Origin of the sequence: Mucilaginibacter daejeonensis (genome assembly GCF_020783335.1) — a bacterium.
Taxonomy (GTDB): Bacteria; Bacteroidota; Bacteroidia; order Sphingobacteriales; family Sphingobacteriaceae; genus Mucilaginibacter; species Mucilaginibacter daejeonensis.
Map to the genome: position 1 here is coordinate 1,504,615 of NZ_CP086068.1, position 22,668 is coordinate 1,527,282.

Annotated in this window: 18 protein-coding genes; 5 read left to right on the top strand and 13 right to left on the bottom strand. The window is 49.8% G+C overall.

Translation table 11 applies throughout. The features are described from left to right. The first annotated feature begins 27 nt into the window (after window positions 1-27). Window positions 28-1,125 (top strand): redox-regulated ATPase YchF, encoded by a 1,098-nt coding sequence (ychF, locus tag LLH06_RS06525; RefSeq protein ID WP_228172459.1) that lies wholly within the window; start codon window positions 28-30, stop codon window positions 1,123-1,125. A gap of 937 nt (window positions 1,126-2,062) precedes the next feature. Here the strand turns inward: ychF and LLH06_RS06530 are convergent. The 10 genes from LLH06_RS06530 to LLH06_RS06575 form a co-directional block, all read right to left on the bottom strand. Beyond that, window positions 2,063-2,905 (bottom strand): SDR family NAD(P)-dependent oxidoreductase, encoded by an 843-nt coding sequence (locus LLH06_RS06530; protein WP_228172460.1) that lies wholly within the window; start codon window positions 2,903-2,905, stop codon window positions 2,063-2,065. 260 nt (window positions 2,906-3,165) lie between these two features. Next, on the bottom strand, window positions 3,166-4,170 hold the full coding sequence (locus LLH06_RS06535) for a YhdH/YhfP family quinone oxidoreductase (RefSeq protein WP_228172461.1): 1,005 nt from the start codon (window positions 4,168-4,170) through the stop codon (window positions 3,166-3,168). A 92-nt stretch (window positions 4,171-4,262) separates the two neighbouring features. After that, the gene (locus LLH06_RS06540) at window positions 4,263-5,168 is read right to left on the bottom strand and encodes a helix-turn-helix domain-containing protein (RefSeq protein ID WP_228172462.1); all 906 of its coding nucleotides are present in this window, start codon (window positions 5,166-5,168) and stop codon (window positions 4,263-4,265) included. 122 nt (window positions 5,169-5,290) lie between these two features. Then, on the bottom strand, window positions 5,291-6,088 hold the full coding sequence (locus tag LLH06_RS06545; RefSeq protein ID WP_228172463.1) for a helix-turn-helix domain-containing protein: 798 nt from the start codon (window positions 6,086-6,088) through the stop codon (window positions 5,291-5,293). Window positions 6,089-6,166: 78 nt separating this feature from the next. Then, window positions 6,167-7,045 (bottom strand): oxidoreductase, encoded by an 879-nt coding sequence (locus LLH06_RS06550; RefSeq protein WP_228172464.1) that lies wholly within the window; start codon window positions 7,043-7,045, stop codon window positions 6,167-6,169. 87 nt (window positions 7,046-7,132) lie between these two features. After that, window positions 7,133-8,221: an AI-2E family transporter gene (locus LLH06_RS06555; protein WP_228172465.1), complete on the bottom strand. Its 1,089-nt coding sequence runs from the start codon at window positions 8,219-8,221 to the stop codon at window positions 7,133-7,135. A gap of 82 nt (window positions 8,222-8,303) precedes the next feature. Then, on the bottom strand, window positions 8,304-9,194 hold the full coding sequence (locus tag LLH06_RS06560; protein ID WP_228172466.1) for a helix-turn-helix domain-containing protein: 891 nt from the start codon (window positions 9,192-9,194) through the stop codon (window positions 8,304-8,306). A 71-nt stretch (window positions 9,195-9,265) separates the two neighbouring features. Then, window positions 9,266-10,087, bottom strand: coding sequence for an SDR family NAD(P)-dependent oxidoreductase (locus LLH06_RS06565; RefSeq protein WP_228172467.1), 822 nt, complete (start codon window positions 10,085-10,087; stop codon window positions 9,266-9,268). A 198-nt stretch (window positions 10,088-10,285) separates the two neighbouring features. Further along, on the bottom strand, window positions 10,286-13,285 hold the full coding sequence (locus tag LLH06_RS06570) for a PAS domain S-box protein (protein WP_228172468.1): 3,000 nt from the start codon (window positions 13,283-13,285) through the stop codon (window positions 10,286-10,288). A 157-nt stretch (window positions 13,286-13,442) separates the two neighbouring features. Further along, window positions 13,443-15,173, bottom strand: a complete 1,731-nt coding sequence (locus tag LLH06_RS06575) for an ATP-binding protein (RefSeq protein ID WP_228172469.1) — start codon at window positions 15,171-15,173, stop codon at window positions 13,443-13,445. Window positions 15,174-15,341: 168 nt separating this feature from the next. Between LLH06_RS06575 and LLH06_RS06580 the strand changes: the two genes are divergently transcribed. From LLH06_RS06580 to LLH06_RS06590, 3 genes are all read left to right on the top strand, one after another. Then, window positions 15,342-15,500 carry a hypothetical protein gene (locus LLH06_RS06580; RefSeq protein ID WP_228172470.1) on the top strand — a complete coding sequence of 53 codons (159 nt, stop codon included), beginning with the start codon at window positions 15,342-15,344 and terminating at the stop codon, window positions 15,498-15,500. Between the two features lie 178 nt (window positions 15,501-15,678). Further along, entirely contained in the window at window positions 15,679-16,083 is a 405-nt protein-coding gene (locus LLH06_RS06585; protein WP_228172471.1) for an EVE domain-containing protein, read from the top strand. Between the two features lie 37 nt (window positions 16,084-16,120). Next, complete coding sequence (locus tag LLH06_RS06590) at window positions 16,121-17,104, top strand: aldo/keto reductase (RefSeq protein ID WP_228172472.1); 984 nt, start codon at window positions 16,121-16,123, stop codon at window positions 17,102-17,104. 56 nt (window positions 17,105-17,160) lie between these two features. Here LLH06_RS06590 and LLH06_RS06595 read toward each other — a convergent pair whose 3' ends face one another. The 3 genes from LLH06_RS06595 to LLH06_RS06605 all read right to left on the bottom strand — a co-directional run bounded on the left by LLH06_RS06595 (window position 17,161) and on the right by LLH06_RS06605 (window position 21,057). Continuing rightward, the gene (locus LLH06_RS06595; protein ID WP_228172473.1) at window positions 17,161-17,688 is read right to left on the bottom strand and encodes an acyl-CoA thioesterase; all 528 of its coding nucleotides are present in this window, start codon (window positions 17,686-17,688) and stop codon (window positions 17,161-17,163) included. A 98-nt stretch (window positions 17,689-17,786) separates the two neighbouring features. Beyond that, a complete protein-coding gene (locus LLH06_RS06600; RefSeq protein ID WP_228172474.1) occupies window positions 17,787-19,055 on the bottom strand; it encodes a type IX secretion system plug protein in 1,269 nt (422 codons plus the stop codon). 85 nt (window positions 19,056-19,140) lie between these two features. Continuing rightward, window positions 19,141-21,057, bottom strand: a complete 1,917-nt coding sequence (locus tag LLH06_RS06605) for an ABC-F family ATP-binding cassette domain-containing protein (protein WP_228172475.1) — start codon at window positions 21,055-21,057, stop codon at window positions 19,141-19,143. A gap of 224 nt (window positions 21,058-21,281) precedes the next feature. On the opposite strand from LLH06_RS06605, the gene LLH06_RS06610 reads away from it, so the two are divergent. After that, window positions 21,282-22,655 (top strand): tetratricopeptide repeat protein, encoded by a 1,374-nt coding sequence (locus tag LLH06_RS06610; protein WP_228172476.1) that lies wholly within the window; start codon window positions 21,282-21,284, stop codon window positions 22,653-22,655. Window positions 22,656-22,668 lie beyond the last annotated feature (13 nt).

Genomic DNA, 22,668 nt, shown 5'->3' on the forward strand with positions numbered 1-22,668 from the left:
TTTCACTCAGTCAACTACAACTATAACATGGGCTTACAATGCGGCATAGTAGGTTTACCCAACGTAGGTAAATCAACACTTTTTAACTGTTTATCTAACGCTAAGGCACAGGCTGCCAACTTTCCTTTTTGTACCATTGAGCCCAACGTAGGGGTGATCACCGTGCCTGATGAGCGCCTTACCAAGTTGACCGAGCTGGTTAACCCTCAGCGTGTGGTGCCTAACGTGATCGAGATCGTTGATATTGCCGGCCTGGTAAAAGGTGCCAGCAAAGGCGAGGGTTTGGGTAACCAGTTCCTGGGTAACATACGTGCCACCAACGCGATCATACACGTGCTGCGTTGCTTTGATAACGATAACGTGATCCATGTGGATGGTTCGGTAGATCCGATCCGTGATAAAGAGATCATTGATACCGAGTTGCAGTTGAAGGACCTGGAATCGGTAGAGAAAAAGTTGCAAAAGGTAGAGAAAGCTGCCAAGACCGGCGACAAAGAAGGCAAAAAAGCCTTTGAAGTGCTGAGCGTGTATAAAGATCACCTGATGAGCGGACTATCTGCTCGTACGGCTCCGGTAAGCGAAGAAGATAAAGAATACGTGGCCGACCTTTGGTTGCTGACCGCTAAACCCGTGATGTACGTTTGTAACGTGGGCGAAAGCGAAGTGAACACCGGTAACGCCTATGTAGAGAAGGTACGCGAGGCTGTTAAGGCCGAGAACGCCGAGGTACTGATCATATCGGCCCAGATCGAGTCGGAGATCGCGCAACTGGAAAGCTTTGAAGAGCGCCAGATGTTCCTGGACGATCTTGGTTTGACCGAATCGGGTGTAAATAAGCTGATCAAAGCCGCTTACCGCTTGCTGGACCTGTACACCTACTTTACGGCCGGTGTGCAAGAAGTTCGTGCCTGGACGATCAACAAAGGCTTCACGGCCCCACAAGCTGCCGGCGTTATCCACACTGATTTTGAAAAAGGTTTTATCCGTGCCGAGGTGATCAAATACGATGATTTTGTAAAATACGGCTCAGAGAACGCTTGTAAAGAAGCCGGTAAACTAAGCGTTGAAGGCAAGACCTACGTAGTAGAGGACGGCGACATCATGCACTTCCGCTTCAACGTGTAAGTATATTTAACATTAATATTAAAACAGCCATGCTAAGCGAGAGTTGAGCATGGCTGTTGTGTTTTAGAGAAGATGGGTCTTGATCATTCGCTCCGCGCAGTCATGCCGATGCATATCGGCATCCCTCAGGACAAGTGAACTTGTGGGCTACTTTGCAGGTGAGTTGCTGAAACGAGTTCAGCATGACAGGTATTTTGAAAAGTAAGTGCGATCATCAGGCCCACCACCAGTCATGCCGATGCCTATCGGCATCTCTCAGGACACGTGAAAGACCTTGCATGTGAGATGCTGAAACGAGTTCAGCATGACCAGCTGTTTAACTATATACTCTCCATCCTGTCATGTTGAGCGTAGTCGAAACATCCTATACGAAGCGATCATCATGGCGTATAGGTTCCTTCACTTCGTTCAGGATGACAGTGTTTTAAAAGATATGGCGGAGCACCTCGCAAATTAGTAAGTGGGATGCTCTAACAAGTTCAGCACGACTAATGAAATCATCCCTCACTCTTCATGGCTGTATACTGGTTCACCAGCACATAGCTCACCGCTACGGCCAATCCAAGGCGTAGCAAACTTGACAGAAGTACACAAAATTCGATATGCATAATGGTAATATTGAATAGGTGATCATTATTATGACGGCAGTGTGCGCTTATTGTTACACCGCCGTTAGTAAGAAGAAAAATATTAAGCTTGCTGATCAACGTTGGTAACTGAGGCCGGTCTTTCCACTTGTCCAGCCCGGCTCTATTGGCTTCGATATGGGCATCGGCCACACCCATTAAGCCCCAAACTTATTGATGCTCCTCCGGTCCCTAACCAAACCTTTTGTCGCTTGTCCATGGATAATAGGTCGTTGTGTATTTGATCGTGATAAGTTTAGGTTGATGTACACGTTCCAGCAGACGGCAGATCCGGGGACTTGTGCAGGGCCTTATCCGTGGTAGGCCATCGACCTCGACAATTCCTCGTTGAGGCTGAACTCACGCACCAGGTACTCCAGTTTGCTCATTGCACGATCGTACGCATCACCGCCTAACAGCAGGTATAACGGTGGGTTCTCGTCATGCGCCAGATCGATCATAGCCTTGGCCGCCTTAGCCGGATCGCCAGCCTGTTTGCCATCCATTTGCAGATAGCGGGCATGGCTTTCGCGCACGGCCTGGTAGGCACCGATGGGGTTCTCGGTCATGATGAGCGAATCCGGTGTTAAAAAGCTGGTACGGAAGGCGCCGGGGGCTACTACGGTGACGTGGATGCCAAAGTCTTTAACGTCGTTGGCCAGTACCTCGCTCAGCCCGATCACCGCAAATTTGGTTGCGGCATATATAGCCCAGCCGGTACCAGGTGCTATGCCCGCGATAGACGACAGGTTGATGATGTGCCCGCTTTTTTGCTCGCGTAGGTAAGGCATCACTTTACGGATCACGTTCAGGGTGCCAAATACGTTGACATCGAAGCTATTGCGGGTCTCAGTGTCGGTGAGTTCTTCAATACTTCCGCCTATGCCATATCCGGCGTTATTCACCACTACGTCTATACGGCCAAAGGTTTGGTGTGTTAGGTCGATGGCTTTGGCTACGCTGGCCTCGTTGCCCAGATCTACTTCTAAAGGAAGGAAGCTGGCCGATGCCTGGCTGCCTACCGCATCGGTAAGGTTTTTAATGTTGCGTGAGGTGGCGGCCACCTGTTGGCCCTGGCTAAGTAACTGCTGTACCATCAGCAAACCGAAGCCTTTGGAGGCACCGGTAACGAACCATACTTTGTTTGTTCTCATAGCTTGTTGTGTTTGTATGATACAAAGGTAGTATGGCGCCGAGAGGGAGCGTTTGCATAATTCAATCTAATGATTGCAAAATTCAAACCAAGTGCATGCTGTCGCTATTTCAGCCTGGAAATATTAGTGTTGTCGGAGGTGCAAATAATGCCACCAACTATTTCCATAAATATCCAACTTTTTCGAAAAATATCTGCAAATATCAAGCAGAACGAACAGTGCGAAGGTGCTCTATTTTAAGCCCAAATAGCCCGCGGTCTCTAACTATGTAGCTCATGAGCCAGCACAAAACGTCCCTTGGCCTGACCGGCTAACAAGGTGTCAAGGGTCTCCGGCAGTTGTTCAAGACTGATCTGTTGGGTCAGTTGGCTTAAGTTGGAGGGCTTCCATTCGTTGGCGAGGAATTGCCAGATCTGTTGGCGTAACTCCATAGGTGCCGATACCGAATCGATACCTAACAGGCTGACGTTGCGCAAGATGAATGGAAAGATGGTGGTGTCCAGGTCGCCGGTGGAGACCATGCCGCAGCAGGTGACCGCACCGCCATAGCGCGTCGCTTTAAGCATGCCGGATAGTATGGGTCCTGCAACGGTATCAATGCCGCCGGCAAAGGCAGGAGCGGTGATCGGGCGGCTATTATGCTTGTCAATGAAGATGTTACGGTCTATCACCCCAGTGGCGCCGAGGGTTTTGGTGAGGAAGCCATCGTCAGGTTTGCCAGATATAGCCATTACGTGGTAGCCTAATTTGCTCAGGATGGCCGTGGCTACACTGCCCACACCACCTGTAGCTCCACTCACCGCAATAGGGCCTTGCTGGGGCTGTACGCCGGCTTTGATAAGCGCATGCACCGATAGGGCGGCCGTAAAGCCGGCTGTGCCATAAGCCATGGCCTCGTAAGCGGTAAGGCCATCGGGCAGGTGGAGTGCCCAATCGGATGGTACACTAATATATTGGCCAAAGCCACCCCAGGTATTCATACCCAGATCGAACCCGGTGATCAATACCTGGTCGCCTTGTCTAAAAGCGTCTGACCTTGAATGTATTACCTCACCCACGGCATCGATGCCCGGAACATGAGGGTATGCTTTGGTAACGCCCTTGTTCCCTGATGCGGAAAGGGCATCTTTATAATTGACCGATGAATAACGCACCCTGATCAGCAGGTCGTTATCAGGTAATTGGCTGATGTTAAGCTGTTTGATCTCTTTCGTGAACTGTCCGTTCTGTTCGGTGATCACTAAGGCGTTAAAGGTGGTATCCATGGCGAGAGTGGTGACTATATATGCAAAATGCGGTTATCTACTATATAAGCAAATAACCGCACTTTTGTTGAAGTGTTGATCCAAAGGTCGTCTTATGCGCTTAGCCTGAACTTGGTCGGCGTGATCTGCATCTGCTTCTTGAAAAAGTTATTGAAGTGTGCAGGTTCCTCGAAACCAAGGCAATAGCTGATCTCAGACACGTTCCAGTCAGTGTGGCGCAGCAGGGAGCGGGCCTCGGCGGCGACCCGTTCAGCGATCAGGTGGGTGGTGGTCTTGCCGGTGGTCTCCTTGATGGCGCGGTTCAAATGGTTCACGTGTACAGCCAGTTGTGAGGCAAAGTCCTTAGCTGATCGCATGGTGAACCGCTGTGATGGCGCCTCGATCGGGAACTGCCTCTCCAATAGCTCGGTAAATACTGCCGTGATACGCGATTTGGCATCCGGGTGCTGGTACAGCTCTTCTGACGGGCGTGTTTTGAGCGCGAAATGGGTCAGCTCGGTCACATAGTTGCGGATCAGGTCGTACTTGAAGGCATAGTCGGAGCGTATCTCTTCAAGCATGCGTTCAAATATGTGTACTACGTGGCTTTCCTGCTCAGCGTCAAGTATATAGGCTGGTTTTCCACCCGGCATGAACATCGGTAGGTCACTCAACCGGCCCCTTAGGTTCTCGGTAAAGAACGACTTGGAGAAGATACAAAAGAAGCCTGTACGCGGCTCAGACAGCGATTCGAACGTGTAAGGCACCTGCGGATTAAAGAAGATTAAGGTAGTGCCGTTCACCTCCAGGCTTTTATCGGCATAGTGGTAGCGGTTATGGCCGCGTACCAAGCCAACTTTATAAAAGTCGCGGCGGGTATACACCACCGGTTTGGCATTGGGACCCACGCAATCCTCGGTACGGAACACATTGAAATGACCGATATCATTCTGTAAATTCGACGGTAGGTAGTTGAATTTATGTTGATAAAAGTCTTCTAAAGTTTCAATTTTCTCCATTTTTCTTGAAAATTCTTGAAAACAAAAATAAGCGCTAAAGTCAAGGGTAAATTGCAAATTTCAAACACATGATTGCAAAATTCAAACATGGCTGATCAGGTAACTTGTAAATACAGGCCGGGTCAGACCATGGTAGGGCTTACGCCATATACTTTCTTGAAGGCGAACGAGAAGTGAGACAGGTCCTTGAAGCCTACCTCAAGATACACATCAGACACTGGCTTGCCCTTTTGCTTGATCAAAAAGTAAGCATCGTTCAATCTTTGCTGTTGCAGCCAGCGGCTGGGGCTGGTATGGTAGATCCGCTCAAAATCGCGTTTGAAGGTGGCCAAACTGCGACCCGTCAAGTAGGCAAAGCGGCTGATATCCACGTTAAAACGATAATTGGCGTTCATGAAGCTTTGCAGGTCGATCTTGCCAGGTTCGCTCAGGTCGAATAGTGCATTTTTGAGGTCCGGGTTGGTCTGTAACAGCAACATGACCGCCTCGCGTACTTTCAGGTTAGTAAGCGCGGGGTCGATGGCGGTATCGCTGCCATGCAAGTAGGGCGATAACGAATCGATATAGTTTTGGAGCAGCTTATTGGGCGCCAACCTTTTGATGGCGTCGCCCGTGTAAGGGCCATCAGCATGAAGATCTAGCTCAATACTCATGGCTCTGAGGGTGTCCTTACTCAGAAACACTGATACAGACAAGAATTCGCCTCCCGGAGGCGGTTCTTTCTCAAAACGGCATAGTTGGTCCTTCCGAAAGAAGCGCAAATCACCCGGACCGAACTCGTAAGTTTCTCCATCCACAAAAAGCTTTTGAGTGCCAGAAATGATCACGCCGAACACGTGCTCGGCAATGAACTGCTCGCCTTCACGGCTGCGTTGCTGGTAGCACGAGTAAAGGATAGAAGTGCGGTCGAGTGTTCTCATACTTATCTACACAAATCTACAAGATCATACCTACAGCACGAAGCATTCAACTGATCCGTGCTGTAGGTGAACTCTGTGTTATCGTTTGTAATAACTTTTGCCCATTTCGGTATCCAGAAAATTCTCTGCCTCGTCATGGTCAGTAGAGGTGCTTACCTGCAGCCATTGTTCCATTTCACGATCGCGAGCTTCGTTGGCGTTCTTCAACATCCCTATCGCCTCACTACCCAACACCAGGTGCACAGGTGGCTCGGGATGGCCAGCCAAGTCGATCATTACACGGGCGGCCTTGTCGGGGTCTCCCATAGGTACAAATTTGCCGCTTGCAAAAAAGTCGGCCCTGGTGTCTACTGTATGTTCGTAGCCCTCTACACGCGGGGCATAGGTCATGGAAGCGCTTGCCCAATCGGTACGGAAACCGCCCGGCTCAACGCAGGTGACCTTAATGCCCAGCGGTGCCACCTCGCGGCTCAAGGCCTCGCTAAAGCCGCTCAGGCCAAACTTGGCTGCCTGGTAAATGGTGACACCGGCATTACCGACACGGCCACCTATGGAGCTGATCTGCAATATGCGTCCGCTGCGTTGCTTGCGCATGTAAGGCAGCACGGCACGGGTAATCTCAATAGGGGCGTGCAAATTGGTCTCCAATTGGCTGCGTACCTGTTCGTCAGTATAAGCTTCGGCAGCGCCGGTGATGCCAAAGCCCGCGTTGTTCACCAGCACATCAATGCGGCCAAAGCGCGCAATGGTATCGGCCACGGCACGATGAACCCCGGCATGATCATTCACATCTAAAGCGATAGGCAGCAGCTGATCAGGATAACGGCTTGACAGATCTTGTAATGATGAAACATTGCGTGCGGTGGCGGCCACCTGATCACCGCTGGCCAGTACAGCTTCGGTAAGGCTGCGGCCAAGGCCACGTGAGCTACCGGTTATGAACCAAACTTTTGTCATGATATCTTGAATTAATGATAATTCAAAGATATCGGCACGGCGCTCAGGTCGCTTTGTTGTAAAGCTCGATCTGTTTTGTTGAAAAGCTCAAGGTAGGTCCACACCCGCGGCCAGTTGAGCTTTCTTGAGGTTCATAGGTTTGACATAAAGTTCATCTACCAATATAAAAACGATCGCCAGCAACGGCACCGCCATAATGATTCCCAGCACGCCCGATAGGGTACCCATAATGATCTGGCTAATGATGGTAAGGGCAGGGGGCAGGTTGATCATCTTGTTCTGTATGATGGGGGTAATGATATTACTTACGATGGTTTGCGATACGATGTAGATGAGCGATACAATGATGGCCGTTTGCGTACTGATAGTGAGCGCCAGCAACACACCCGGGATCATGGCCGCCAGCGATCCAAAGTTAGGGATGATCTTGAGCATGCCGGCAATAAGTGCCAGTACGATAGCTACTGGTATATGCATGATGCTTAGCCCGATGAACAGCATAATGGTAATGAGCACGATGGACAACATCATTCCCTTTAACCAGCCTTTAAGTGCCAAACTAATGCGGTTGATGATATAGCGGCCGGTGAACTTGCGGTTTTCGGGCAGCAGCAGTAAAATACCATTCTTGTACAGGTCGGGATCAGAGGTAAAGAAGATGCCCAGAAAGAAGATAATGTAGATGTTGCCCAATACGCCAAAGCTGGTATTAAAGAAAGATTGAGCGGTAGCCATCAGCTTTTTGGAGCTATCGTCATCATCACCTGCAAAGTACTCAAGCACCTTTTGCCCAACGGGCGATTCAGATAGCTTGGCCTTGAAGTTGTTGATGGTGCCGGGCAGGGAGTTACTTAATTGCGCGATCTGGGTTTCGAGTGTATTGCCCATGAACCAGAGCACAAGGCCCAGCAATATGAACGAACCACCCACCGAAATGGTCATGGCCCATTTACGGCTGAGCGTGGTATTGCGCTCGATCAGGTCGCCCAGGCCATGGAAGTATACAGATATCAAGGTACCGCACATCACCATGAGTAATACATTGAAAGCCACTCGGGCGATCAGTATAGTGATCACCAGCAAGGTAACAATGGTCACGGTTTGCCATACCTTTTGTACGTAGGTCAATTCATCTTTAGGAGTGGTGGCCTGTGGTTTTTTTTCGGGCGTTAACATGGATATAAGGCAGCAGAGCAGTTAATAATATGCTTATGTTACCTTAATATTCTTTTTTTGTTTGCCCGTGGCAAATGTATTATCAGTTCAGCAAGGTTCGTTTGAACTCGGTAGGGGTAATGCCCACTTCTTTTTTGAACAGCCTTGTAAAGTACGGCGGATTCTCGAACCCTAGTTGATAGGCCACCTCTGCGATGCTCACATCGGCCGATCGCAGCCTGTTCTTGGCCTCGGTCATCATGTGGATGTGGATCAGTTCAAGGGCTGTTTTGCCGGTCTCCTGCTTCAGCATATCGCTCATGTAACGGGCCGATACATTGAGTTGTGATGCCAGGCTCTGTACCGTAGGTAATCCCCTTTGAGCCAATGACCCGCTTTCAAAATAACTTTTAAGCACGTGGTCAAAGCGGGTGACCGTATTGCCCGACAGACCGGTACGATCAATGAACTGCCGCTTATAAAAACGCTGGGCATATTTGAGGATCGAGCCTATGTAGCTCAGCATGATCTCGCGGCTGTACTCGTCGGGGTTGTTATCGTACTCGGCTATGGTCTTATTATAAAGGTCCCAAATGATCTCTTCTTCCTTGGGCGACAGGTGCAATGCTTCGTTCGATTCATATTCAAAAAATCCGTACAACCTTATTTCGGCCAGCAGTGGGTGACCGGCCAGATAATCCTCATGGATGAAGATGAGGAAGCCATCCTCTTCAAATTCGAGGTTGTTGAACTCGATGATCTGCCTTGGTTTCATGAACGACATGGAACCGTTCTCGTGATCGTACTTGGTGCGGCCATACTTGATCATGCCCGCCTTTAGCTTTTTAAAGCCGATCATATACATATCGGTAGTGAACTCACGATCGCCCAATGGGCAGGTGTTATTGCAGCGCGCAAAGCTGATTAGCGGATGTTCGGGTGGCACAAAGCCGTTCTCGCGATGCAGTTCGGTAATGCTGCTGTAGTGTTTCATAACCATATACAATAATAACAAGTTGCGCACAGCGATGCATGCGCAACTTGTCAGTTCGATCCCATTTTTTATTACTTGCCGTGTGCAGCGTTAGATACGTCCTGCCACTCGTGCCATTCGGCCAGTTTTTGTTCATACACCTGTTTGGCGAATGGCAACGCCACCTTACCCAGGAACAAACGTAACGGAGGTTGAGGGGCATCGATCAGTTTAAGGATAGCCGGTGTGGTAGCTTCAGGGATACCGAAGGTGTCGGGGTTCTCCATGCCTTTTGCAAATGCTGCACGTACACCATCATAAGCAGGCAATTGAGTGCTTTGAACGGCCGATGCGCCTGCCCAGTCGGTAGCAAAGCCGTTAGGCTCTACCAGGGTGATGTTGATGCCCATGTCCTTTACCTCGCTGGCCAGGGTCTCGCTCAAACCTTCCACCGCAAATTTGGTGGCGTTGTAAATACCGAGGTTCGGTAGTGTCACCACACCTAATATGCTCGATACCTGGATGATGTGCCCATGGCCTTGCTGGCGCATGATCGGCAGGGTAGCTTGTGTTACCCAAAGCAGACCGAATACGTTGGTCTCGAATTGCTGACGAACCTCGGCCTCTGTGTTCTCCTCAATAGTGCCGAACAAGCCGTAACCTGCGTTATTGATCAGTACATCGATATGGCCAAAATGGTCGGCCGCTTTTTGTACCGCTGCAAAGCTGGCGGCGCGGTCGGTAACATCTAACTGGATAGGGAGGATCTTGCTGCCATACTCGGTCACCAGATCGTTCAGATGGTCGAGGTTGCGTGCAGTAGCAGCCACCTGATCGCCGCGATCTAAAAGGGCTTTTGCCCATATTTTGCCAAAACCGCGCGATGCGCCGGTTATAAAAATAGTTTTTGCCATCGTTAGTGATATTTAAATTGTGATAGCAAAACTACAGCGGCAAAGCCACCTGGCACTTATACAGAAGTAGGGACTACTTGCACGTTTTTACGAGTTTTGTATAAAACGGTAATAGAAGTGTCATCAAGGTCAACTCAGGCCTTCCAATCGGCATGAGCAACAAAGGATCTTACTTGATCAGCCAATGATGCTCTCTGCTTAAAGGGGTAAACTAAAATAAAAGGTCGAACCCTTGCCATACTCGCTCTCGACCCAAATGCGACCATTATGACGTTGGATGATCTCTGCCGAGAGGTATAGACCGATACCGAAACCCGAGATGGTGTGCGTCATCTCACCCTCTACGCGGTAGTAGCGATCGAACAATTTTTCAATGTCCTGCTCTTTGATACCCATGCCATTATCACTCACGCTGATCACAGCCTGATCATTAACTGCTGCACATTTGACCTCGATATGCGAGCCGTTGGGCGAGTACTTCACCGCGTTGCTGACCAGGTTGTTGATCACCTGCCCGATCTTGTCACGGTCGGCCTCCACGATCAGTTCTTCGGTGCACTCAAAGATCACCGTATGGCCTGATACCGTAGCGCTGATCTCTTCGTCGGTCTCTTTGATCAGCTCGCCTAAAGCAAAATGCTGTTTATCGATATGGATCTTACCCGATTCGAGCCTGGTCACGTTCAGGAAGCCGTTGATGATGCCGGTCATCTTTTTGACCTGGTTGTCGGCCTTTTCCAGTGCGCCCGATGTAAAGCTATCATTAGCCTTCAATGCTCTGGCCTGCAAGATCTGCAAATAGGCTTTTAGCGAGGTGAGTGGTGTTTTAAGCTCATGGCTTACCATGCCAATGAAATCGTTCTTGCGTTGCTCGTCCTTTTTGCGTTCGGTTATATCGAGCAAGGTGCCGTTAAGGCTTAATGCGGTATGGTCGTGTTCGTCAAATAAGGTCTTGCCTTTGGCCTTCACGATACGATGCTCCTGTGTTAACGGGTTCACGATAGTGTACTCGATATCATATTTGCCGCCTGAGGCCGGGTCGAGTGCGTAGGTAATGGCATCTATCACCCGTTGCCGGTCGGTGTCCAGAATACAGTCAGTGGCTATATTAAGGTCAAAGTTCTCCTCAGGCTTCAGCCCGAACCATGACCGGAGTAATTCGTTGCCCGAGAAACGGTTGGTCAATGGGTCGTAATAGAATGTGCCCAGTTCGCCTGCCTCCACCGCGATGCTGAACATTTCCTGTACCCGTTGAGCTTCCAATCGTGCCTTCACCTTGTCGGTGATCTCATCGATCAGCACCATGATACCGATCACCTCATCGTTAGCGTTGCGTAGGGGTTGATATATAGAGTTCACATAGGCCTCGCGCAGCGTACCGTGGTTATATAGCATCACCCTGAACTCGTTATTCACTTTGGTGATACCGGTATGGTATACGGCATCCAGCCACTCGTAAACGGGTTGTCCGTCCAGCTCGGGGCGTGCCAGGTGATGCGGTTTGCCCAATACCTCTTCTTCGGTGCGGCCCCATATCTTCAATATACTCTCATTAGCGATCTCGATCATATGCTCAGGGCCGCTAAGCACGCACATGCCCAGTGGAGCTTGCTCAAGGATGCTACGAATGCGGTTCTCGCTCTCGATCAGTTTATTATTAAAGCGTTGTATCTCGTGCTGTGCAGCGGCCAGCTCCTCGTTGGTGGCCAGTAATTCCTCGTTGGCGGCTTCCTGTTCCTCGTTAACGGCTGACAGCTCTTCATTGAACTGTTGCAAGGCCGCCTCACTTTCTTCCAGCTTTTGGCGGGTCTCCACGATCTCGGTGATATCGATCACCGCCGCAACTATGGCCTCCACGTTACCGTCCTCGTCCAACATTGGGTCGTACGTAAAGTTGACGTATATCTTGCGTATGGAACCGTCCAGGTCACTGATGTCAACCGGTATCTCGCTGATAGCGATGCGTTCACCTGTCTCGAAGATAGAAGCCAGCATTTGAGGGAACGGCTGATCAAGCAGCTCAGGGAAAACGTCAAGTATTTTATGACCTATCGTTTGTTCACGGGTGCGGCCCCATATTTTGAACATGGGTTCGTTAGCCACCTCGATGATCAGGTCGCGGCTTTTTAAAATGGTCATGCCCAACGGGGCAGTACCGATCATTTGAATGAGGCGCTGCTCGCTGTATTGGATCTGCCTTTTTAGCTTGCTTTGCTCGGTAATGTCATTAGCTACCACCATAATGTTGTACACCTTGCCCTTACTATCTTTTAAGGGTTGATACACAAAGTTGTGATAGCCAGCCTCACGCTGCTCGTTATTGCCACGAAGGGTGTCGATCTCATAACCGTAAACAGGGGCGCCGGTGGTCTTCACCTCCTCAATAATAGACAATAGATTCTCTGCCGTTGCCGGCGGTAAAATGTCGGTCAACGGCTTGCCGATATCCTGGCGGGTAAGATCCCACAGGTCGATCATAAGTTCGTTGGCCGATAGCATGGCGTAACTTGTAGCATCGATCAGTCCTATGGCCACGGGGGCCTGTTCCAGCAGCAAACGTGCGCGCGCTTCGGTAAGCTTCAGGGTGTCAGTTGTATCATTCAGCTGCGTATACGCGTCGTTCAGCTGTTTATTGGTGGCAGCCAGTTCGCTGTTGGCCGTCTGGTATTCTTCGTTAAGGGCATACAACTCTTTGTTGACCGTGAAATAATCATCATTAACAGCCTGGAGCTCTTTATTGGTAGCAGCAAGTTCGGTGTTCAGCTCCTGCTCTTTGCGCTCGCTTATCTTGACCCGTTCCAAAGCCTTTAAACGTTCAGTAACTTCAGTAGCTGTATGAAGCAGCGCATAAGTTTTGCCGTCCGCATTTTTGATGGCCCTATATTCAAAGTCAAAATAGAAGGTCTGCAAGTGGCCGTCTCTAAGCAGCTCGGCCGGTGTGTCCTGCGCCTGATAGGTCTCGCCCGTGATCCACACGTTACGCAGCAGGTCCAAAAAAGGCTGTCCCTTTAGCTCAGGCACAGCATCGCCCAGCGGCATGCCTATAATGCTGCGGTCCTTGCCCCAAAAAGCGATCATGGTATCAGTGGCGAACTCAATGGTCAGCTCCGCAGAACTGTACACAGCAGTGGCATCTTTTGATAGTGCGAGAACCTGGAGTAGTATATCTTTATTAAGCAGCTGGGTATCGTTGGTCATTTTTGGATAGAAACATCGCTAAAGTAAGCTTTTTTACTATAACGATAAATAGCCTAAGAAAGATGTTTTGATCTGATCATCGGAACGAAACAACAAATGATGAACAGGCTATCCAACTTATGTAAAACGGCTAAATAACAGCTGAGCTAAGCCCGGGTCATGAGCGGTCAGCCCGTTCTTCTAACTTGGCCCGTAACTCCTCCAGTTGGAAGGGCTTGTGCAAATAATCGTTCATACCGCAATTGATCACGCGTTTTTGGATCTGATCAGAAACGGATGCCGTTAAGGCGATGATATAAATGTTGGCTTTTGCCGGATCGATCATTTGCCTGATCTTTTGTGTGGCTTGCATGCCATCCATTACCGGCATGTGCATGTCCATCAGCACCAGGTCGTAATCTTTTTGGTCCAACAGCTCTAAAACTTCAGCGCCGTTCTCGGCAATATCAGCAGTGATATCCCAACGTTTGAACAGCTGCTTCATGAAGTAAATGTTCATCATATTGTCCTCTGCCAACAGGATACGCAGACCGCTCAAGTTCTTTTCGGTAGGAGTAGTGGCGGTGCTTAAGGTGGTAGGTGCCTGCTGTTCTACTTGTTCCAACGAGAGGTCGAAATAGAAGCTTGTGCCTACGCCCAACTCGCTTTCTAATTGGATCTGGCTGCCGAACATCTCGGCTAGTTGCTTCACGATCGCCAATCCCAGACCTGTTCCACCAAATTTGCGGGTGGTGCTTGCCGTAGCCTGCTGAAAAGGCTCGAATATCAGCTTTTGCTGCTCCGGGGAAATGCCTATACCCGTATCGGTCACCCTGAACCTCATTTGGTGGGTCAGCTTTTCAGCCTTCAGTAGTTCGACCTTAAGGGTCACCTCGCCTTTTTCGGTGAATTTGACCGCGTTACCGACCAAGTTATACAAGATCTGGCCTAAACGCGCCGGGTCTCCCTGAAAGGTCTTGTTCTTTAGAGAGGCGTCCACATCGCTCTTGAACTTCAATCCTTTTTCGTGCGCCTTGAACTCCATGCCCTGGGCAATGCCGTTCAGGAGCAGGTCGAGCGAGAAGGGAGTGGATTCCAGCTCCAGTTTGCCGGCATCGAGCTTATTGATATCTAGGATGTCGTTGATAAGCGTCAACAATCCCTCGGCCGAGAACTTAAGCACATCGAGCTGTTCCTTTTGCTTGGCATTGGCCTCATCACTGATGAGCAGTCCTGCTATACCGATCACCGAGTTAAGAGGCGTACGCAACTCGTGCGACATGGTCGATAAAAAGTTGGTCTTGGCCTGGGCAGCCTCTGCCAGTTGCAAACTCAACGTCTTGCTGGCGCGCAGGTTACCGTAAAGTACGCCATGAAAGTAGATATGCGAGAACAGAATCACCAGCCAGTTGACCACGATATAAATATCGTTTAGGTTTTGAGGCAGTGGGTGGAGTCCGGTGAAACGAAACGAGATGAAATGAACAGCTATGGATGCCGCCGCCGCAATAATGGTGTAAATGGTGCCCCACAATTTGCCGAGGCCGTAAAATGCCGAGATGATCACCATGATGATCGCTTGCAGGGTCACCACATCTAACCCCACCGACCGGTTGAACGTGCGGTAATACACGTGGGCAATGGTAGCGATGACCGCATAATGGATGCCCCATTTCAGGATCTTGGGGAACCGGCGCAGCACCAGTATGATCAGCATGGAACTAACCATTAAACGGATGGCCCGGCCGCTACCATCACCGTTGTAACGGGTCATGGCATCATATAAATAGATGCCACCTTTTACCACATTGGCGGCCAGCATTAAGGTAAATAGCTTAAGCTGAGCATTCAGCAAGGTTTGGCTGCCCGACCAGTCGTTGAGGTACCGGGTCGCACTCCTGATCTTCATATGATAGTGTTAGCGTTCAAGTTGATCAGGCGCAAAGTTAACAAAAACGCTAAAATGGCCATTAAGGGAGTTTTGACCGAATTATATGCAGCCTTAGCAAGCCCGGATCGATAAGGACGGAGTTCGATCGTCCTCGATGAAGCATAAGTAATTGTATTACCTTGGTATATGCATGATCTCAAAGAGGCCACCGGAGCAAATGGCGAACCATCTTCAAAGCTCGAAGATAACCCCTATGCACAAAGCAACCTGTGGAAGGTGGTCATCACATTCGTTATCCTGCTGCTGATCTTGATGGTTGGCGCGGTCAAATACCTGATGCGTTAAGTCGCTTTCTTGTGGATAAGGTAATATAGCAGGCCCATTCAGTTTAACGGGTCACATATTTCTTTACATCCATAAGCGCGACAATAGCGTCCTGATTTTTGTTTCTCACCGCATTTTGTCACCTTTGGGCTGTTCAAGCCGCCGTTGTTGCACTTGAGCCTTTTAAATCACTTTTAATATGAATCATTGGCTCGTTAAGTCAGAACCTTTTAAATACAGTTGGGAAAAGTTCAACCAAGATGGTCGCACCTTTTGGGATGGCGTGCGTAACTACCAGGCCCGTAATAACCTTAAAGGAATGAAGGAAGGCGACCTGGTGCTGTACTACCATAGCAACGAGGGTAAGGCTGTAGTGGGCGTGGCCAAGGTGGTGAAGGAGTTTTACCAGGACCCTACCACTGACGATGCCAATTGGGTGGTGGTCGATCTGGTGCCTGTCGAATCATTAAAGAACCCGGTAACGTTGGAGCAGATCAAGGCCGATGAGCGTTTGAAGGATATATCGCTGGTGCGGCAGGGCCGCCTGAGCGTGATGCCGTTAAAGGCCGAGGAGTTCGACCGCATTATCGAGTTGGGCAGCTGATCATTTACCGGGCACCATTATTGCGACCATTCTACTTATGATATACAGGAATTTTAAAGATACACAGATAGCTGAGGTCGGGTTGGGCACCTGGCAGTTGGGCAGTGCCGACTGGGGCACCGTGAATGAGGATGATGCCTTACAGATCCTACAAGCCTATGTGGACGCGGGCGGCAATTTCATTGACACCGCTGACGTATACGGCATGGGTGTGAGCGAGACCATCATTGGCAAGTTCCTCAAAACCTCGGCAAAGGAATTATACGTGGCCACTAAACTGGGCCGCCGCCATGACGGCAGCAACGGCTGGCCGCAAAACTTTAGCTACGAGGCAATGGAGCGCCAGGTGACGGATTCGTTGAAGCACCTGGGACAAGAGCAGCTATTTTTAGAACAGCTGCACTGCATCCCTACCGAAGAGATGCGCTCCGGGCAAGTGTTCGATCACTTGCGCACGCTGCAGCAAAAAGGACTGATCCGTCATTTTGGCGCCAGTGTTGAAACGTCGGAAGAAGCTTTGATCTGTTTGGAGCAGGAAGGATTGGCCTCGTTGCAAATCATCTTTAATTTGTTCCGGCAGCATGTGGCCGACGAGGTATTTGCCAAGGCCAAAGAAAGGGGCGTGGCCCTGATCGTACGTGTGCCGCTGGCCAGTGGTTTGCTGAGTGGAAAGTTCAATAGCAACACCAGTTTTGGAGCTAACGATCACCGTAACTTTAATGCCAATGGCGAGGCATTCAATGCAGGAGAGACCTTCTCGGGTATCGACTTCAAAGAGGGAGTGAAACTGGCCGGCCAGATCAAGACCTTGCTGCCTGATGAGCGCATGGCACAATGGGCTATCCGCTGGATATTGGATCACCCTGAAGTGACCACCGTGATACCGGGTGCATCCAAGATCAGCCAGGTGAACAACAACGTAGAGGCATCCGCATTGCCACCTTTACCACCCGAAACACACCAAAAATTGCGTGAGTTGTACGATCAGCAGATCTGCCAGCAAATTCGAGGACATTTTTAATGTGAAAAGGAAGCTTAAGGCTTCCTTTTCTTTGTTATATAGATACAGGCTAAGCCCTATACATCATGTTTGGCCGCTTCGAACAACGCCCTGATCTCGGTAGCATCGTTAGGTTCCATGCGCCCGCTCAGGATAAGCCTTAACTGGCGACGGCGCAGGGCGCCTGCAAAAAGCAGTTTGTCATCTTCGGTCTCAGGTACGATCTCGGGCACAAAGGTGGGTTTGCCATCTTCATCCAGCGCCACAAAGGTGTAAAAGGCCTCGTTGCTTTTTTCCTTGGTACCAGTAGGAATGTTCTGTGCCCAGACGTCCAAACGAACTTCCATCGATTTATTGAAGGCACGGGTCACCTTCGCCTCAATGGTAACGGCATCGCCCAATTTGATCGATCGCTGAAAGGACACATTATCGACCGAGGCGGTCACCACTAAGCGGTTACTATGTTTTTGCGCGCTCATGGCGGCAGCGATATCCATCCAGTAAAGCAAGCGCCCACCCATCAGGTTGTGCATCATATTGGTATCATTGGGTAACACCAATTCGTTCATGATCACTAAAGAATCTTGAGGCTTTTTTACTTGCATAGGGCAAATATAGGTTTTTGGGAGGAGTTAGTAGCAGTGTTGAGTGGCAGTGGCACCATCACGGGTTATTGACCGCTGCTGCCACTCCCAAACTGCCTCTACTTCGTCCTCACCTCCTGATATCCCACCAGTTCTTCCCAGCGGGAACCGGGTTGGCGGTAATATACCAGGATCTGGTAGGTGTTCTCGGTCTCGAAGTAGCTGCCTTCGATAGGTGCGCTATCAGCCTTTTTGGTGTCGGCGTTCACTAATACGTATTGATAATCATATATGCCCTGTTTAAGCAGGCAGGATAGGGTGTAGCGGTCACGGGTGGCATCGTAAGTCATCCGGTTGGCATCTGTCAGCTCAAAGTTGTTAAAGCGACCTACTACGTACACGTCACCGTTGGGCTTGCTGTTGAGGCCAAGGTTAAAATACACATTGGCATAATCGGCATCAGTGCGCGGGTCGCGGCCGTCCTGGTTGCGGATCAGGAACTCGCCATTATTATCATACTCGAAAAGGTATGAGCTGCGGTTACGCGCTTCATCACTGGTGAGTAGTACCGTGTTGGCGGTGTCTCTGAATATGCGGGCCACTCGTTGCGAGTTTAGCTTCAATGTACGCAGGTCGAACAGGCGATATTCATTACCACCGGCAAAGTCGTTGATGGTCGGGTCGGTGTAAATGAGCTGCGAATTACGGATGAACGTAGGCCGTGTATTCATTTGTGCCGTACGCTGCTGTCCGTTCTGCATCACCACCACTTTGATATCGCCGTAAGGGTTCTGCACGTTCAGGCCGCCGTAATTGACCGTAAAATTGATCTTTTGATCGCGGTCACGGAGCTGCACATTGTTGGACGGAACCACCTGGGCACCTACACCTACGGCAGAGGTAGCCACGTACACCCGGCGGGTGATGATCATTTTGCTTTGGTTGCCATCCTCGTAAACTTTAAGCAGGTAGTTGCCAGGCAATTTAGGGGCAATGGTCTGATTAGGGATCTTGACCTCGTAATGAATGTACTTTTGGATGGTACTGCTGGAATAATTATAATCCATGATGCGGTCCTCCACAAAGCCGGTCAAATATTCGGTTGGAGAAAGGCGCGACGGTTGCCACTGCGCGTCACAATGTTCCAGGCTGTAGTAGTACTGACGGCTATTGCCTCCAAGGTCATCAAAGGCCAGTTGCAGTTGTTCCCCCGAACGTAGCTGGATGAGTGGGAACGAGCCTTCCTTGCTGGTGTTATAGCACTCGACGCTTTTGATGTTGGGCAGGTAGATGTGATCGTTGTATTGGATCACTTGCTGGGCTTGTGAGGGCAGATAGAGGAGGAGCGATGCCAGCAGCATCAAAAAAAACACGTCATTGCGAGCCATAGCGCGGCAAACTCGTTGCGGAAAAGTGCGACGATCGTATCGGTCCAGAGATTGCTTCGTTCCTCGCAATGACGTGGTGGTTGAATTATGCTTCCAGTTCCATGATCTGCTCGGCAAGGGTCTCCCATTGCTGTTGCAGTTGTTTGAGCTGGGTCTGCTTTTGCTTGTACTGTTCGTTGGTGGCTTTCAGTTTGGCAGCGTCGTTGTAAACTTTCTCATCGGCCAGTTCGGCTTCTGATCTTTTTACCTCTTTTTCCAGATCTGCGATCTGCTGCTCCATTTTGCCCAGGTCCTGGTTCAGTTTTTTTAGCTGTTTGCTTTTATCTTCTGACGGCTGCTGCTTAACAGGCTCCTTCTTTTCTTCTACTTTTGGCTTTGGGGCCGGTGCGGCTTTAGGTTGAAGCTTGCGCTTGCTGTTCCATTCCTCATACTCCTGGTAGGTGCCCGGGTATTCTTTGATCTTATGGTCTTCGATGAACCAGATCTTATTGGCGATATTATCAAGGAACCAACGATCGTGCGATACCGCGATGAAAGTTCCCTGGAACTGCTGCAAGGCCTGGATCAGGATATTCACCGACTGCATGTCAAGGTGGTTGGTGGGCTCATCCAGGATCAGGAAGTTGGCATCGGCGGTAAGGGCCTTGGCCAGTGCCACGCGTGATTTCTCACCACCCGACAATACCTTGATTTTTTTGAACACATCATCACCCGTGAACAGGAACGAGCCCAGTACTGAACGTAGCTCCGTATCGGTATGCTTAGGTGCGAAGGCCTGTAACTCGGCCAGTATCTCGTTGTCGAGATGTAATGATTCCAATTGGTGCTGGGCAAAGAACGTTTGTGTCACGTTGTAGCCCGTTTCACTTTTGCCAGTAAAGTTCTTATCGGCGCCGGCTATGATGCGCAGCAAGGTCGATTTACCGCGGCCGTTGGCACCGATCAGCGCGATCTTGTCGCCTTTCTCAATAATGGCATCGGCAGCGTCCAGGATCTCCAGGTTAGGGTAGCTTTTGCTCAGCCCTTCAATGTTGATCACGTTACGTCCACTTTGCTTGGTGAACTTAAAGGTAAAGTTCACGGTCGGGTTATCGTCGTCCACGTCGTCAACACGCTCCATCTTGTCGAGCATTTTGATACGCGATTGCGCCATTTTAGCTTTAGATGCCTTGGCACGGAAACGCTCGATCAGGCGTTCTTCCTGGCGTATCTTAGCCTGTTGGTTCTTGAACTCGCCGCGTTGTATCTCTTCGCGTAGGCCTTTTTCTTCCAAGTAGAAGCTGTAATTACCTGCATAAACGGTCAGTTTACCTTTGCGCGATTCTACCGTACGATTGATCACCTTATCCAGGAACCACCTATCGTGCGATACGATCACCACCGCACCCTCGAACTTACCTAAATAATCTTCCAGCCATTGGATCGATGGAAGGTCCAGGTGATTGGTAGGCTCATCCAGCAGCAGGATGTCAGGTGCTTGCAGCAGGATCTTGGCCAGCATCACCCGCATACGCCACCCACCCGAAAAGGTGTTCAGCTTGCGCTCCTGGTCCTCATCGGCAAAGCCAAGGCCTGCCAATATCTCATGTGCTTTATATTCGATGTTGTAACCGTCAAGCGCGTCAAATTCGCTTTGCTTATCACTCAGTTTGTGCAAGAGGTCCTCGCTGTAATCGGTCTCCAGCTTTTTAAGCAGTTCCTCGATCTCGTCATGTAACTGGTTCTGACGCTCAAAGGCTTCCATGGCCACGTGTAGTATCGACTTATCGGCCGAGTACGACAACAGGTCCTGGTTAAGGTAACCGATGGTGAGGTCCTTTGATTTGGATATGGTACCCGATGTAGGCGAGTAATCGCCCACAATGAGCTTTAAAAGAGTGGTCTTACCGGTACCGTTGGCACCGATCAGGCCGATCTTTTCACCTGGTTTGATGTGCCAGTTGGCCTCATCATAAAGCGCGCGCGCACCTATCTCGAACGTAAGATCGTTTATAGCTATCATTTCGGCGCAAAGATACCGAATTATGGCGAAAGGGTAAAGGCCAAGGCGGGGCTATTTAAAGGCAGAATGACGAGCTGATAACGCTTAAGGACAGACTCTTTCGTTAGGTCTGGCTTAAGTCCAACATCCTACTGACTAAAAGTGGTGGCCTTTGTTGGTTTTATGGTGACCGAATGCCGGCAAAATGGCTATCTTGCTCTGCCGAAATTAATCACTATTATCACATGAAACGTGTTTGGATCTTACTGTTTTTGTTAGGGATGATGTTGACCGGGGCTACATTCGCCGCCCACGCCAACGAGCCCGACTCGATCAAACAGTTGCTTCAAAAAAAGCTTACCGCTAAAAAAAGGTTCAGTCTGCTCACCGAGCTGTTCTCCTATTATTATAAGACAGGACAAGTGAAGGGACTTGAGGAACTCACCCGCGAGATGCTGATGGTGGCTCAACGATCTAAGAACGACACGTTGTTGATACAGGGGTATTTGAACGTAGGCAATTACCTGGTAGGCCGGGCCGACTTTGAGGCCGGACTGGAGTTCTATCTTAAAGCCCTCCATTTGGCCGAAGAGCTTAAGCTCAATAAGATGATGATCCTGCTCAATAACAACATTGGCGGCGAATACGAGGATCTTAAGAATTATGCCGAAGCGCTCAAGTATCAGAACAAAGCCCGGCAACTGCTTGCTGCCGAATCGAAAAAAAGCGAGATGCATGTTTACAGCTCATGGCACATGGCTTACAACTACATCAACCTGAAAGATCCGAAAGCTGGCTTGCGTTATCTTGACGAGGCATCCAATATCATGCGTACTTATAACCTTTCGGGTGGCGATAAAAGTAACTTCATACAAGCGCACATTTATTGGAGCTATGGCCAGGTATATGAACAATTGAAACGTACCGATAAGGCGGGCCGTGCTTATCAGCGCGCGATAGCCTACAGTGATTCGGCCCATATCGTTACGCCATTGATCTTATCCTTAAATAGCTATAGCTGGTTCCTGTACAGGCAGGGGCAGTTGCAGCAGGCCAAGCTTAATGCTTTGCAGGGCTTCAATAAAGCAGAGAAGGCCGACTTTGGGATCGAGATCATTAACGCCGCCTCGGCATTGAGCCAGATCTACACGGCCTTGAAGATGCCTGACAGCGCCAATCATTATTACAAGGTCAAGGATACTTACCAGGCAAAGATATTTGACCAGCAGCGCTTGAGTCGTTTGCAGGACATCACCTTTACCGAACAGCTACGCCAGGCCGAAGAGCAGGCCCGACTGGCCGAACTGGAGGAACAGCGCCATCACAACATTCAATATGCGGCAATAGCTATCGCGATCATCAGCTTTTTAGTGATCTTCTTGCTGTTAAGCCGTAGTTCGGTGGCGGGCCCAAAAGTGATCGAGTTTTTAGGTGTGGTAGGATTGCTGATCTTGTTCGAGTTCGTTAACCTCCTGATCCACCCGGTGGTGGGCAAGTACACGCATCACTCACCACTACTGATGCTGTGTGTAATGGTGGGCATAGCGGCACTATTGGTACCCATGCACCACAAACTGGAACATTGGATCAAGCACAAGTTCGTGCATGCCAAACATTGAGAATAAAAAAAGG